At 41.8% G+C, this 14,133-nt stretch carries 13 protein-coding genes; 3 read left to right on the top strand and 10 right to left on the bottom strand.

The window, feature by feature from the left end:
• Window positions 1-350 precede the first annotated feature (350 nt).
• The 4 genes from fba to tkt form a co-directional block, all read right to left on the bottom strand.
• On the bottom strand, window positions 351-1,418 hold the full coding sequence (gene fba / locus IEY03_RS07560) for a class II fructose-bisphosphate aldolase (protein ID WP_188840755.1): 1,068 nt from the start codon (window positions 1,416-1,418) through the stop codon (window positions 351-353).
• A gap of 131 nt (window positions 1,419-1,549) precedes the next feature.
• Window positions 1,550-2,728, bottom strand: a complete 1,179-nt coding sequence (locus IEY03_RS07565; protein WP_188840756.1) for a phosphoglycerate kinase — start codon at window positions 2,726-2,728, stop codon at window positions 1,550-1,552.
• A gap of 120 nt (window positions 2,729-2,848) precedes the next feature.
• Window positions 2,849-3,871, bottom strand: a complete 1,023-nt coding sequence (gene epd, locus IEY03_RS07570; RefSeq protein ID WP_188840757.1) for an erythrose-4-phosphate dehydrogenase — start codon at window positions 3,869-3,871, stop codon at window positions 2,849-2,851.
• A 139-nt stretch (window positions 3,872-4,010) separates the two neighbouring features.
• Window positions 4,011-6,005 (bottom strand): transketolase, encoded by a 1,995-nt coding sequence (gene tkt / locus IEY03_RS07575; protein ID WP_188840758.1) that lies wholly within the window; start codon window positions 6,003-6,005, stop codon window positions 4,011-4,013.
• Between the two features lie 482 nt (window positions 6,006-6,487).
• On the opposite strand from tkt, the gene metK reads away from it, so the two are divergent.
• On the top strand, window positions 6,488-7,639 hold the full coding sequence (metK, locus tag IEY03_RS07580; protein ID WP_188840759.1) for a methionine adenosyltransferase: 1,152 nt from the start codon (window positions 6,488-6,490) through the stop codon (window positions 7,637-7,639).
• 281 nt (window positions 7,640-7,920) lie between these two features.
• On the opposite strand, the gene IEY03_RS07585 is transcribed toward metK, so the two are convergent.
• Genes IEY03_RS07585 through IEY03_RS07595 form a run of 3 tightly spaced genes read right to left on the bottom strand, consistent with a single transcriptional unit; the run spans window position 7,921 to window position 9,134 of the window.
• Window positions 7,921-8,274 (bottom strand): hypothetical protein, encoded by a 354-nt coding sequence (locus IEY03_RS07585; protein WP_188840760.1) that lies wholly within the window; start codon window positions 8,272-8,274, stop codon window positions 7,921-7,923.
• Window positions 8,275-8,295: 21 nt separating this feature from the next.
• The gene (locus IEY03_RS07590; protein ID WP_188840761.1) at window positions 8,296-8,850 is read right to left on the bottom strand and encodes a GNAT family N-acetyltransferase; all 555 of its coding nucleotides are present in this window, start codon (window positions 8,848-8,850) and stop codon (window positions 8,296-8,298) included.
• Entirely contained in the window at window positions 8,847-9,134 is a 288-nt protein-coding gene (locus IEY03_RS07595; RefSeq protein WP_308424619.1) for a hypothetical protein, read from the bottom strand. Before IEY03_RS07595 ends, IEY03_RS07590 begins: the two co-directional genes overlap by 4 nt.
• Window positions 9,135-9,234: 100 nt before the next feature.
• On the opposite strand from IEY03_RS07595, the gene IEY03_RS07600 reads away from it, so the two are divergent.
• Window positions 9,235-9,651 (top strand): META domain-containing protein, encoded by a 417-nt coding sequence (locus tag IEY03_RS07600; RefSeq protein ID WP_188840762.1) that lies wholly within the window; start codon window positions 9,235-9,237, stop codon window positions 9,649-9,651.
• 134 nt (window positions 9,652-9,785) lie between these two features.
• On the top strand, window positions 9,786-10,256 hold the full coding sequence (gene argR, locus IEY03_RS07605; RefSeq protein ID WP_188840763.1) for a transcriptional regulator ArgR: 471 nt from the start codon (window positions 9,786-9,788) through the stop codon (window positions 10,254-10,256).
• 146 nt (window positions 10,257-10,402) lie between these two features.
• Here the strand turns inward: argR and IEY03_RS07610 are convergent, their stop codons facing one another.
• The 3 genes from IEY03_RS07610 to IEY03_RS07620 form a co-directional block, all read right to left on the bottom strand.
• Complete coding sequence (locus IEY03_RS07610; protein WP_188840764.1) at window positions 10,403-11,341, bottom strand: Dyp-type peroxidase; 939 nt, start codon at window positions 11,339-11,341, stop codon at window positions 10,403-10,405.
• Between the two features lie 121 nt (window positions 11,342-11,462).
• On the bottom strand, window positions 11,463-12,491 hold the full coding sequence (locus tag IEY03_RS07615; protein ID WP_188840765.1) for an ABC transporter ATP-binding protein: 1,029 nt from the start codon (window positions 12,489-12,491) through the stop codon (window positions 11,463-11,465).
• A gap of 1 nt (window position 12,492) precedes the next feature.
• Window positions 12,493-14,124, bottom strand: coding sequence for an ABC transporter permease (locus IEY03_RS07620; RefSeq protein WP_188840766.1), 1,632 nt, complete (start codon window positions 14,122-14,124; stop codon window positions 12,493-12,495).
• Between the last annotated feature and the right edge of the window lie 9 nt (window positions 14,125-14,133).

The raw sequence follows: 14,133 nt of genomic DNA on the forward strand, positions 1-14,133 counted from the left end.
TTTTAAGGGCGGCGATAATGCGCCTTTTTGTATGAATATACAACAGATTTGATAGTTAACTTCAACTCGAGTTAGAGATGAATAACCATGATTTAAATTGAAGCATTCGGATGGGTACAGTCAAAGTTTAAATTTGTAATGATAACAAGGTGAATGTACGCGTCGACTGCAACTAAACCCAACGCAGAGAATGTTATAAGCCACTGTTTTATAATTGATTACCCTCCAAATTAAGGTTAGCTAATCTCATGTTGTTAAAATAATAAAAAGCCCGCTTAACTAAGATTAAACGGGCTTTACTAAAAATCTGTACTCAGTGATTAAACTCGTGATGAGTTAATAACTGTCGATTAGTTATTGATTTTTGGATCTAACTCACCAGATTGATACGCTTTATACATAGCTTGTAAAGACTTAGGCTTAATTTTAGAGCCCATACCCGCACAACCAAATGCTTCATAACGTGTAGTACAAATGTCAGCCATTGCTTCCATCGACGCTTTTAAGAATTTACGAGGGTCAAATTCTGCTGGGTTTTCGGCTAAGAATTTACGCACTGCACCGGTAGATGCTAAACGCAAGTCTGTATCAATGTTAACTTTACGCACACCATGCTTAATCCCTTCAACGATTTCCTCTAAAGGTACACCGTAAGTTTCAGGGATAGCGCCGCCGTACTGGTTAATAATCTGTAGCCACTCTTGCGGGACAGAAGAGGAACCATGCATAACTAAGTGAGTGTTTGGAATGCGGGCATGGATTTCTTTAATACGATCGATACGTAATACATCGCCGGTAGGTTTACGGCTAAACTTGTAAGCACCATGGCTAGTACCAATTGCAATCGCAAGTGCATCGACATGGGTATCAGCCACAAAGCGCGCAGCTTCTTCAGGGGTAGTTAACAGTTGGTCATGGCTTAAAATACCTTCTGCACCGACACCATCTTCTTCACCTGCCATACCGGTTTCTAAGCTACCTAAACAGCCTATTTCGCCTTCTACTGACACACCGCAAGCGTGAGCAAAAGCCACGGTACGACGAGTAACATCAACATTGTACTCATACGATGCTGGGGTTTTACCATCAGCCATTAATGAGCCGTCCATCATTACTGATGACATACCAAGCTGAATAGAACGCTGACAGATATCGGGATCTGTGCCGTGATCTTGGTGAATACACACTGGAATATCTGGATACTGCTCAAGTGCTGCAGCCATTAAATACTTTAAAAACTGAGGGCGAGCATACTTACGTGCACCAGCAGATGCTTGAACGATGACAGGGCTGTCAGTCGCTTCGGCAGCTTGCATAATTGCACGCATTTGCTCAAGGTTATTTACGTTGAAAGCAGGTACGCCATAACCGTGCTCTGCAGCATGGTCTAGCATTTGTCGTAGAGAGATAAGAGCCATTTTGTTCTCCAATTATAGGGTGATTACTCACCTAGGTCGCTATTTTTTGGATGGATTTATATGTTCCTTAAACTGCAAAACGCAGTTTAAGGAACGGTTTTTCTAATAATTATTATGTTGTCGCTTAACGCTTATTTTGCGCCGCGTTGCTCTAGCATCTCAACAGCGGGTAACTTTTTACCTTCAAGAAACTCAAGGAAAGCACCACCGCCAGTTGAAATGTAGGACACTTTATCTGCGATATTGTATTTATCCACTGCCGCTAAGGTGTCACCACCGCCGGCAATAGAAAAGGCTTTTGATTCCGCAATCGCCATCGCGATGCGCTCAGTTCCTTTACCAAATTGATCAAATTCAAACACGCCCACCGGACCATTCCACACAATGGTACCAGCCTGTTCGATAATTTTGGCTAAGGCTTCTGCGCTATCTGGGCCGATATCAAAAATCATATCGGTATCTGACACATCACTTACCGCTTTGAGGGTTGCGGTTGCTGTTGGGCTGAACTCGCTAGCAACAACTACATCTGTCGGCACAGGAATATCACCACCACGGCTTTGTGCATTAGTAACCAGACGTTTTGCTTCATCAAGTAAATCAGCTTCGTATAATGATTTACCTACATTGTGGCCAGCCGCTGCGATAAAGGTATTAGCAATACCGCCACCGACAACAAGTTGATCAACAATTGTCGATAAACTTTCAAGTACAGTTAACTTAGTTGAGACTTTTGAGCCGCCAACAATCGCCACCAATGGACGCGCCGGATTATCCATGGCTTTAGCTAATGCATCTAATTCTTGAGCCAGTAATGGACCCGCGCATGCGATAGGCGCATATACACCCACACCATGGGTTGATGCTTGAGCACGATGTGCTGTACCGAATGCATCCATGACATAAACGTCACATAATGCAGCCATTTTCTTCGCTAAGGCTTCATCGTTTTTCTTCTCACCTGGATTAAAGCGTACGTTTTCAAAAACGACCACTTCACCCACTTGAGCATCAACACCATTTAGGTACTCATTAGCTAGACGCACTGGGCAATCAAGTGCTTTTACTAAATAATCCACCACAGGTTGTAATGAAAACTCTGCATTAAACTCACCCTCAGTTGGGCGACCTAAATGTGACATCACCATTACCGCGGCACCTTTTTCAAGTGCCAGTTTAATTGTTGGTAATGCTGCACGTAAACGAGCATCACTGGTGACTACGCCATCTTTAACTGGTACGTTTAAATCTTCACGAATAAGCACTCGCTTATTTTGTAGATCCAAATCCACCATATTGATAATTGCCATAATTAGCCTTTCCTCATAAATGTAAAAATAAAAAACAAAATTGGTGCAAACCGCCGATAAAATCCACGGTTAATTAATCCTTGTCGCCTTTACGTTTTAGGCATCACATACGGCAATATATTATTGACCAGAGTGCTTAGCTTGAATCATCGCCAAGCTGGTGTCGAGCATGCGGTTGGCAAAACCCCACTCGTTGTCACACCATAAAAGTAATTTAACCAAATGACCGGCACTTACACGGGTTTGGGTTCCATCGACAATACTCGAACGTGGGTCATGATTAAAATCACATGATACTAGCGGCTCATCAGTATAGCCTAAAATGCCGTTAAAACTGCCATTAGAGGCCAATGCTAACATGTGATTGACTTGCCCAATATCAACCTTTTTATCCACGGTGACAGACAAGTCGATAGCGGTCACATTAATGGTTGGCACACGCACAGAGATAGCTTCAAACATATCTTTCATGTGTGGCAAAATACGCTCAATTCCGCGAGCAAGTTTGGTATCAACCGGAATAATTGACTGACCCGCTGCGCGAGTGCGACGTAAATCATCGTGATAGGCATCAATTACTTGTTGATCGTTCATTGCTGAGTGAATGGTAGTAATAGCGCCACTTTTGACACCAAAATGTTTATCTAACACCGCAATCACCGGCACGATACAATTGGTGGTACATGAAGCGTTTGACACTACAGTATGCCCTGGGCGTAATAAATCATGATTGACGCCATAAACAATGGTGCCATCAACATCTGCTGAAGAAGGATGAGAAATCAGCACTTGCTTAGCACCAGCTTGAATATGCACTTCACATTGTTGACGATCACTTAAGCTACCAGTAGCTTCATACACTATGTCTATGTCCAATTCACCCCAAGGCAGTAAGCTCGGATCGGCTTGATTGAGCAATAAAATCGCATCATCACCGACAATAAGGTGATTATCTTTTAACCTAACTTGATGTTGAAAACGACCATGGGTGGTATCGTATTGCGTAAGGTGACAAATGGCTTCAGGTTTTGCAAGTTCATTGATTGCAACGATTTGAATCTGCTGGCGTTTACCTGATTCATATAGGGATCTAAGAATAGACCGACCAATACGACCATAACCATTTATTGCAACTCGAATCATTCCATTCCCAGCATAAAAAGAAAAGTAAATAAGGCAGAAAAATAAAAACGGCCCACACTGAAAGTGTAGACCGTCTTATTATACACAATTAAACACTTAACATATAAGCGATAATTTGAGTAAGTGACTCAGCTTATTTTTATGCTAATGCGTTAACTTTGTTAACGACATTTTCAACAGTAAAACCGAAGTGCTTCATTAAGTCGCCACCTGGTGCTGACTCGCCGAAGGTAGTCATACCCACAACGTCACCACCAAAGCCAACGTACTTGTACCAGTAGTCAACGTGAGCCGCTTCAATTGCGACGCGCTTGGTCACAGCTTTTGGTAATACTGACTCTTTGTAAGCTGCATCTTGCTTATCAAATACGTTCGTTGAAGGCATAGAAACAACGCGTACTTTCTTACCTTCGTTAGCCAATACTGCTGCTGAATCAAGTGCTAGCTGCACTTCACTGCCTGTTGCAATTAAAATCACATCCGCAGTACCTTCACAATCAGAAAGTACATAACCACCTTTCGCCACGTTTGCTAATTGCTCTGCAGTACGTGATTGTGCTTTTAAGCCCTGACGGCTAAAGATTAGCGAAGTAGGTGATTTACGAGTTTCAATCGCAGACTTCCACGATACTGCGGTTTCGGCAGCATCACATGGACGCCATACCGTCATATTTGGTGTCATACGTAAGTTAGCAAGCTGCTCAACGGGCTGATGCGTTGGGCCATCTTCACCTTGACCAATTGAATCGTGGGTATAAACGAAGATATTTTGAATACCCATTAATGCAGACATACGAACAGCATTACGAGCATATTCCATAAACATCATGAACGTTGCACCATAATTGATGAAACCACCATGAAGTGATGCACCATTCATAATACCGCTCATACCAAATTCACGTACACCGTAGTAAATGTAGTTACCCGCTGGGTCGTCCTGAATGCCTTTAGAACCAGACCAAAGGGTAAGGTTAGAACCCGCTAAGTCAGCGCTGCCGCCTAGAAGTTCTGGTAACATTTCACCAAAGAAACCAATTGCGTTTTGTGATGCTTTACGGCTAGCAATACCTTCGGCTTTATCTTGGCATTGTTGAATGAATGCTTGTGCTTTAGCTTCGAAATCTGCTGGTAAATCACCGTTTAATACACGACGTTCAAATTCAGCGGCCAATGCAGGCTCTGCCACTTTATAAGCTGCAAATTTTTCATTCCATGCATTTTCATTTGTCTTGCCAGCTTCTTTAGCATCCCAACCTTTATATACATCAGTTGGAATTTCAAATGGCGCATGTGGCCAACCTAGAAATTCGCGTGCTGCTGCAATTTCAGCATCACCGAGTGGCGCGCCGTGACAATCATGACTGCCAGACTTGTTAGGCGAACCAAAACCAATAATCGTTTTACAACAAATCATTGTCGGCTTATCAGTTACCGATTTGGCTTCTTCAATGGCAGCGCGAATGGCGTCGCTATCATGGCCATCAACATTGGCAATGACATGCCAACCGTATGATTCAAAACGCTTAGGGGTATCATCAGTAAACCAACCTTCAACATGACCATCGATAGAAATACCGTTGTCATCCCAAAACGCAATAAGTTTACCTAAGCCTAAAGTACCTGCTAATGAACAAGCTTCGTGTGAAATGCCTTCCATTAAACAACCATCACCTAAGAAGCAATAAGTGAAGTGATCAACGATATCAAAACCAGGACGGTTAAATTGTGCTGCTAAGGTTTTTTCAGCAATAGCCATACCGACTGCATTACTGATACCGGCACCCAATGGGCCTGTGGTGGTTTCAACGCCCGGTGTATAACCATATTCTGGGTGGCCAGGGGTTTTTGAATGTAATTGACGGAAGTTTTTAAGTTCTTCAATTGGTAATGCATAACCAGAAAGATGCAGTAGAGAGTAGATAAGCATTGAGCCATGGCCGTTAGATAAAATGAAACGGTCACGATCTGCCCAATTTGGGTTATTCGGGTTGTGCTTTAAAAAATCATTCCATAACACTTCAGCAATATCTGCCATACCCATAGGTGCGCCTGGGTGTCCAGAATTGGCTTTTTGAACGGCATCCATACTTAACGCACGAATTGCGTTTGCGAGTTCTTTACGAGATGACATGCTCTCTCCTGCTTGTTAATGAGGTCTAGCGGGCAATTTGAAGGGATATTTTCCCCTACTAGGCGACAGGACGCAAATTAAAATTTACACAACAACTAGCCAAATCATTTCTATTGCCTGTCTCTATACATTTATGGACAAAAAAACACTAAATCTTGGTAAAATCGAGTATTTATTAAAGCTATTGCATCGCCCCCCCCAACCAAGCTGAAGTTTTTATTGCATTGATATTGTTTCGTAATATATATCTGCCTTTATTTTAAAATCGCATAAATTATAATGAAATCTTTAAATTTCATATTGTTAATTACGCAATATAGAAAACAGGCAAATTTCAGTTAAGATTATTTTTTGCAGCATTGCACAATTCTGTCGATTAATTCGTATAGAGGGGTGTTATCAGATTCAATTTCGACTAGAATAGACGTCTAGACGTATAAAACTTTTTATTTTTTATCAGCAAACGACGAGATTTTCCCACTATGGCAAAGCACTTGTTCACTTCTGAATCAGTTTCAGAAGGTCATCCAGATAAAATCGCCGATCAGATTTCTGATGCGGTATTAGACGCAATTCTTGAGCAAGACCCGAAAGCTCGTGTTGCGTGCGAAACCTATGTTAAAACAGGCATGGTATTAGTGGGTGGCGAAGTGACCACCTCTGCTTGGGTTGATATTGAAGAAATTACCCGTAAAACGGTTCGTGATATTGGTTACACCCATTCAGATATGGGCTTTGATGCTGATTCTTGTGCAATCTTAAATGCGATCGGCAAACAATCACCTGACATCAACCAAGGTGTTGACCGTAGCGATCCAGCTGAGCAAGGTGCTGGCGACCAGGGATTAATGTTTGGTTATGCAAGCAACGAAACTGATGTATTGATGCCTGCTCCAATCACATATGCGCACAAACTGGTTAAACGTCAATCAGAAGTACGTAAAGACGGGACATTACCTTGGTTACGTCCTGACGCAAAAAGCCAAGTTACCTTTGCCTATAATGAAGGTAAAATTGTTGGTATTGATGCCGTTGTGTTATCAACGCAACACAAAGAAGAAATCAAGCAAGCTGATTTAATTGAAGCTGTGATGGAAACCATCATTAAACCAGTATTACCATCTCAATGGTTAAATAAAGACACTAAATACTTTATCAATCCAACTGGCCGTTTTGTAATTGGTGGCCCTGTGGGTGACTGTGGTTTAACTGGTCGTAAGATCATCGTAGACACCTACGGCGGCATGGCTCGTCATGGCGGCGGTGCTTTCTCTGGTAAAGACCCTTCAAAAGTTGACCGCAGTGCGGCTTATGCTGCCCGTTATGTGGCTAAGAATATCGTTGCTGCTGGCTTAGCTGACCGTTGTGAGATCCAAGTATCTTACGCTATTGGTGTTGCAGAACCGACCTCTATCAGTATTGAAACATTTGGTACGGGTAAAGTTTCTGAAGAAGTGTTAATCAAACTCGTGCGTCAACACTTCGAACTACGTCCTTATGGCTTAACAGCAATGCTAGATTTGGCTCGCCCTATCTATCAGCAAACTGCAGCATATGGACACTTCGGTCGTGAAGGTTTCCCATGGGAAGCGACTGACAAAGCTGAAATATTACGCGCAGACGCAGGACTTTAACTGTTCGCCTTTGCATCGTGAAAAACCGCCATAACGGCGGTTTTTTTATGGCAATTTTATAGTGAATGTAGCGTTTCAGAAATGACTTAAAACCATGTAAAAGTTATCACTATCTAATGCCAATCACAGTAAATAAGTGGCCCGAAATAGCGTAGGAAAAATGCGTGATAACAAGGCAGATTTTTTGATACGTAGTTATTCTACAATCAAAAAATCTAACGCCGTTATCAGGTATTTTCACAAGCTAGAATGATCAGTTATTTATTACGATTGGTATAATACTAACAATGATCGAAATGTGCGCTCTCAATACACATAAAACCAACCTGTTGCATAGTCATCACGGGGACTTTGATTTCATTAATCATGTCAAGCGACGGCTTCTTACTGTCATCAACTAAACGTAAACCTACTTGGTATTGATTTAATTTTCCGCAATCAATCCAGTAACCTAGCCATTTAACCCCATAGTGCTTAAGTGATTTTGTCGCATCGTCTGTGAGCAATGTGATTTCTGCCATCTGAAACGCTTGCTCATGTGCCGTTAACACTGACACAACTAGCTTCGCATTATCAAAAGCACTCAGGCGTAACCCGAGATAAGGTTCAAATAAGGTTTCAAATTGACCAGACATATTCAGCTCCACAATCTAAGCTTAAGACAGCTTTCGTAGCAAAAGATAAAAATCACGTTGCTGGAACCCAAAATAATCCACGACTTGCATTTCAGCATATTGAGTGTGAGCCTTAAAAGAGCGCCCATTATCCTCAGCGATATAAGCCACTAAGTAGCGACTTTGCTGATTGATAGCAAGAACCAGTTGATTAACTAACTGGGTAAAAATCCCTTGTCCGCGATGTCCTTCAGCAATCCAAATTGGCCCATATTGAAGGCTGTTATCTTGATTTACTCGCTGTGGCAGACCATCTTGATCTATATCCAGTAAGGGAAGTTTTTGAATTATTTTTTGATATAAAGCCTGTTTACCAAAGAAGCTCCATTGAGCCGAGATGACATACCCAACAATATTAGCCCCCTCTAACGCTAATATTATCCAATGCTGATTAATCAATTGCGTTAATTGAGCTTGGGTTAACCCCTGCCCTTGAAGACTGGGATCATGTCGAGTTAATTCAGCATTAACATGCTTACGTTCCAGTTCAGCTAACTGAGGCACATCCGCTAAATTGGCTTTGCGATATTGAATCACGATTTATCCTGAGAGTTTTCTGATGACTTTTCAGCTGGGCTTGGCGATGACTTTTCAGAAGCCGCCTCTGATGCAGGTAATGATTGGCTATCTTGATTTTTTGCCCACTGGATCATTAGTGCGACGGGGAAAGGTGCCATCATCACTAAGCCTAAACCAATACAGCTGGCGACAATCAACATACCTTGTGCTCGCTGACTGGTGTCGGTGAACAGATGCAAATAACAACCCAGCATTAATAACATTGAACCAAGGTAATGAAGTAACTTAAGCGCTTTAATCATACTGATTTCTCATTAATAGACAGAAGACGGGTTATCACTTTGTCACAGTATCAAGTAGAATAGCCACAACTTGAATAATCTAGGCAATAAATTAGCAAACATGATAAAGCATTTTTTAGGCGCTGCTGCAGTAATTTTCGCTTTAAGCGCATGTCAAAGTCATTCAGCAATCGATAATTCAACCTCATTAATTGGCTCGTGGCACATTGAATCAGTATTATCTGCGCCAACCATTGATTACAGCCCGGCAAAATTGATTTTTTCTGAAAATGGCCAGCTTAGTGGCAATACCAGTTGTAATTCTTTTATGGGAAATTACACATTTGAAGATGATATCTTAACGCTCTCACCTGCGGGGACAACACGCAAAGCCTGTATCGAAGCGCTTATGAACCAAGAGCAAAAAGTCATGCAAGCCATGCCTTTAGTTAAGTCGGCGTCCATTTCACAGGGTAAATTACGCTTAGCGGATCAAAATAATCAACCCATTATTGTATTAAGCAAGTTGACCAAGTAAAGCATTTGCTACACTTTCAAAACAATTAACATTGAATTTTTATTCATCAAAAGTGGGTTTTTCTTGACAAAAAAACCACTAGTATTCAAAATAAGGTGTTTTTCTGAATAACAACTATAAGATGAAAATACTATATGCCAACCACTAAAAATCAGGATGATCTGGTCAAAACCTTCAAAGCTATCTTAAAAGAAGAACGTTTTGGCAGCCAAAGTGAAATTGTTAATGCACTTCAAGCCGAAGGATTCGGTAACATTAACCAATCAAAAGTTTCAAGAATGCTGAGTAAGTTTGGCGCGGTAAGAACCCGTAACGCCAAACAAGAAATGGTGTATTGTTTACCAGCTGAATTAGGCGTGCCAACTGCTGGCAGCCCACTTAAAAATCTGGTGCTTGATGTTGACCATAACCAAGCCATGATTGTAGTAAGAACCAGCCCCGGTGCGGCGCAATTAATTGCGCGTCTATTAGACTCAATAGGTAAACCTGAAGGTATTTTGGGCACGATTGCTGGTGATGATACGATCTTTATTTGCCCTTCAAGCATCAAAACCATTGATGATACTCTTGAAACGGTCAAGTCATTATTTAATTTTAGCGAGTAATGCCTACGGCAATTTTTTAGTAAAGACAGAATAAAAAAGCAATGCCTCGGCATTGCTTTTTTATTTATAAATCACACGTTCACTAAAATTAAAATTAAACAATATAAATCAACACCTTAATTCAGGCATCGCCGTAAGCGTATATATTACGCTTCATCCCACTGGAGCAAAAAATCCAATGATGGCGCAAAAAACGATGATCCAGTCAGTGCCTTAGTAAATTGCATCAAATGATCGTGATTACCGTGTCCGTCACCATAGATCATACTGCGTAGCATTTGCTCAAAATTATCGGGTGTTTTACAGCTAGAGATAAACATTAATCCCTGCTCTTTTACAGAGCCATACGGCATGCTTTGACGTAAAATCTCCATTGATGCGCCGTTAGCATCTTTTAAATTAACCCGCTTAATATGACTGGTTAATGGCTTATCTTCCGAGTCATATTCGATATCATCTTGTTTGGTTCTGCCAATGATATCTTCTTGTTTTTTAACTGGTAAACGATGCCACTTACTTAAGTTATGAGCATACTTTTGTACATGAACATAACTTCCAGATTTAAACTCTGGATCTTCATCAGCGACTAAAGCCACTTGCTGACGATGACGGCCTTTAGGATTTTCGGTACCATCAACAAAACCGGTTAAATCGCGATTATCCATAAAGCGGAAACCACGCTCTTCTTCGACCAGCTCAACCAAATCTTCAAACATTTGGCTAATTTCATTGGCCACTAAATGCAAAATATCAAAGCGATCACAACGAATATGAACAAATAAATCGTATTCAATAGCTGGCGCATCACGATTACCTTCATTCATAGAAGGAAAAGGTTTTAACAAGGCTGGGCGGGCTTCTGGGTAATAGGTATCCCAAAAGTTAGCACCAATAGCAACAAAACCGTTAAAAGCACTGTCAGCATATTGGTCGGTGAGTTCATAGATATACTGCGCGACACTGGCAATAGAAGGACGCAATTGATCTTCAACACCATCATTGGCATTAAACATCAAATAAATACTGTGTAAATTACCTTCGGCACAAATCCCTAATTGCTCGCGCGGCATAACCTGATTATCCATATTGAAACAAACCACCTAGATTGTTATCGGTTTAAAAAATGAAAACTAAACAAACAAGTTCAGTTAGCGCTCAGTTGAATATTCTAAACCCATCATAATTTAACTCTTTGATCTGGCACAATCAAAAAATAACCAAGGGGTGCACTGGTGCAAATAAATTGACCTTTTGCCCCGGTGAAAGTTGCAATAGCTGGCTTCGAACTTCCAAGCAATGCTCTTCAACTTTAACCCAATAATGGCATACCGTTCCAAGAAAGCGTCGCTCGACAATTACCGCCAGCCCATGCTCATCGGCAACCAATTCAACTTGTTGAGGCCTGAGTAGTAACTGCCCTTGATAATCAACAGGATAGTTTATAGACGCACTACTTTGCAATACACCAATTGGGGATGACACTTCCATGCAACTATTTACAGTAACAGGTAAGTAATTACCCGCCCCCAAAAACTCAGCCACATATCTATCGTTTGGATGAGCATATAACTCTTCCGCTAAACCATGCTGAATAATGCAACCTTCTTTAAACAATGCCAATTTATCAGCAAAGACAAAAGCTTCATCTTTACTGTGGGTCACAAAAACCGCACTGACATTGCGTTGTTTGAGAATACTGCGGATCTCAAGCATCATTTCATTACGCACTTGCGCATCGATATTTGAAAATGGCTCATCGAGTAACAATAACTGCGGCTGATAAGCTAACGCACGAGCAATCGATACGCGTTGTTGCTGTCCCCCTGACAACTCATGCGGGTAACGTTGACTTAATCCAGTTAATTTAACCAGTTCAAGCATTTCATCTAAACGTGCTTGTCGCTCACTTTTAGATAAGCCTTTTACACCAAACAGAATGTTTTCGGCCACAGTCAAGTGCGGGAACAGGGCATAATCTTGAAATATCATCCCCACGCCACGCTGTTCACTCGGGACAAACAGGTCATCACCACTTAGCGCATCACCATTAATCTTAATCGTACCCTGACTAATCGGTTGCAAACCTGCTATGGCACGCAATAAAGTGGTTTTTCCACAGCCGCTAGGGCCTAGCAAAGCAACAATCTCACCTTGCTGTAAAGTTAAATTCAGTCCGTTTAAAATCACCTGTCCTTGGTAATCACTGAAAACATTTTCAATCGTGAGAGTCGACATATTAGCTAGTATGCTCCAATGAACGGTTGAGATAAATTAACGGGATCAGTCCAACAAAAACAATCACAATCGCCGCTAGCGCGCCATGTTCAAGTTTCTCATCAGACACAAACTGGAACACATAGGTGGCTAAGTTTTCAAACCCTATGGGACGTAATAATAATGCGGCGGGTAGCTCTTTCATACTTTCAATGAAAACAAGTAACGCGCCCGCCAATAACCCTTTGCGAAGAAGAGGTAAATGCACACGGATTAGCAATTGCTGAGGCGTCTGCCCCATAGTGATACTTGCCATGTCTAATGAAGGTGAAATCCGTTTGTAACTGTTTTCAAGACTGCCTATGGCAATCGCTAAAAATCGCACAGAAAATGCAAAAACGATTGCTATTGCACTCCCGGTAAAAACTAAACCTGGACCTCTGGCACCAAACCAATCATAAACATCGTTAATCGCAAAATCTAAATAAGTCAGTGGTACTAATACCCCAATGGCTAATACTGTGCCAGGTAACGCATAACCCGTACTGCTTAAGCGTGATGGCAGCGAATCTGTTGAACGCGGGCTAACACGGCGAACAAACATTAAAATCAGTGCCAATATTAAACATATACCACTAACTAATACCGCAATATACAGACTGTTCCAACTGTATTGCCAAAAGCGGTCATCCCAACTTTGCTCGAAATATTCAATGGCATAACCTGTTAGCACAATAAAAGGTAATAGAAAGGCTAGAAACAATAAGGCTGAACAATAAAACCAGGCACCAATTGCTTTAAACCCGCTAAGACGATATCGGTCAGAGTCGTTTAGTGCGCTTTGTTTTTGAAATAGTTCCTGCTTACGTCGAGCAAATCGCTCGACACCCACTAAGGTAAAAATCACTAATAGCATAATTGCCGATAACTTGGCCGCAGCGGTTAAACTGCCATAACCTAGCCACGTATCGTAAACCGCTGTAGTTAACGTTGGCACAGCAAAATAGCTAACTGTAGCGTAGTCGGCAGCGGTTTCCATTGCCACTAACGCCACGCCAACAGCTAATGCAGGGCGCGACATAGGTAAGGCTAAACGCCAGAAGCTTCGCCAAGGACTACAGCCCATGATACGAGATGCATGCAATAGACTAGAAGATTGCTCCATGAAAGCAGTACGAGCAAGCAGATAGATATACGGAAATAAGACCAGTGACAGCATCATTGCTGCACCGCCTAAGCTGCGAATTGCGGGGAAATAATAATCGTGTGGCGAGCTCCATTGAAACGCAGCTCTTAACGCCCGTTGCACTGGACCGGCATAATCCAGCATATCAGTATAAACATAAGCCACAATGTAAGCAGGCATAGCAAGTGGCAATAGTAATAACCATTGAAAATAGCGCCGACCAGGAAATTCACATCTTGCGACAAACCAAGCGGCGGGTACAGCAATAAGCAATGAGCCAATTCCCACCAACAGCATCAATAACAGGCTGTTAGCGATATATGTGGGGAGTACCGTATCAAACAGGTGACTAAAAACTGCTTCATCGGGAAATGCGGCTTGCACAATTAATGCAATAAGCGGCAGGATGATCACTGCCGCAATTGAGTAACCAGCAAGCGACCAGCTTCTGGTTAGACCTAAAATCATAACTACTAT

It is taken from the genome of Shewanella aestuarii, assembly GCF_014647215.1.
Lineage (GTDB): Bacteria > Pseudomonadota > Gammaproteobacteria > Enterobacterales > Shewanellaceae > Shewanella > Shewanella aestuarii.

Excerpts from the sequence above, each read along its gene's own strand:
- fba (WP_188840755.1), bottom strand. The coding sequence starts at position 1,418 with ATGGCTCTTATCTCTCTACGACAAATGCTAGACCATGCTGCAGAGCAC.
- IEY03_RS07565 (WP_188840756.1), bottom strand. The coding sequence starts at position 2,728 with ATGGCAATTATCAATATGGTGGATTTGGATCTACAAAATAAGCGAGTG.
- epd (WP_188840757.1), bottom strand. The coding sequence starts at position 3,871 with ATGATTCGAGTTGCAATAAATGGTTATGGTCGTATTGGTCGGTCTATT.
- tkt (WP_188840758.1), bottom strand. The coding sequence starts at position 6,005 with ATGTCATCTCGTAAAGAACTCGCAAACGCAATTCGTGCGTTAAGTATG.
- metK (WP_188840759.1), top strand. The coding sequence starts at position 6,488 with ATGGCAAAGCACTTGTTCACTTCTGAATCAGTTTCAGAAGGTCATCCA.
- IEY03_RS07585 (WP_188840760.1), bottom strand. The coding sequence starts at position 8,274 with ATGTCTGGTCAATTTGAAACCTTATTTGAACCTTATCTCGGGTTACGC.
- IEY03_RS07595 (WP_308424619.1), bottom strand. The coding sequence starts at position 9,134 with ATGATTAAAGCGCTTAAGTTACTTCATTACCTTGGTTCAATGTTATTA.
- IEY03_RS07600 (WP_188840762.1), top strand. The coding sequence starts at position 9,235 with ATGATAAAGCATTTTTTAGGCGCTGCTGCAGTAATTTTCGCTTTAAGC.
- argR (WP_188840763.1), top strand. The coding sequence starts at position 9,786 with ATGCCAACCACTAAAAATCAGGATGATCTGGTCAAAACCTTCAAAGCT.
- IEY03_RS07610 (WP_188840764.1), bottom strand. The coding sequence starts at position 11,341 with ATGGATAATCAGGTTATGCCGCGCGAGCAATTAGGGATTTGTGCCGAA.
- IEY03_RS07615 (WP_188840765.1), bottom strand. The coding sequence starts at position 12,491 with ATGTCGACTCTCACGATTGAAAATGTTTTCAGTGATTACCAAGGACAG.
- IEY03_RS07620 (WP_188840766.1), bottom strand. The coding sequence starts at position 14,124 with ATGATTTTAGGTCTAACCAGAAGCTGGTCGCTTGCTGGTTACTCAATT.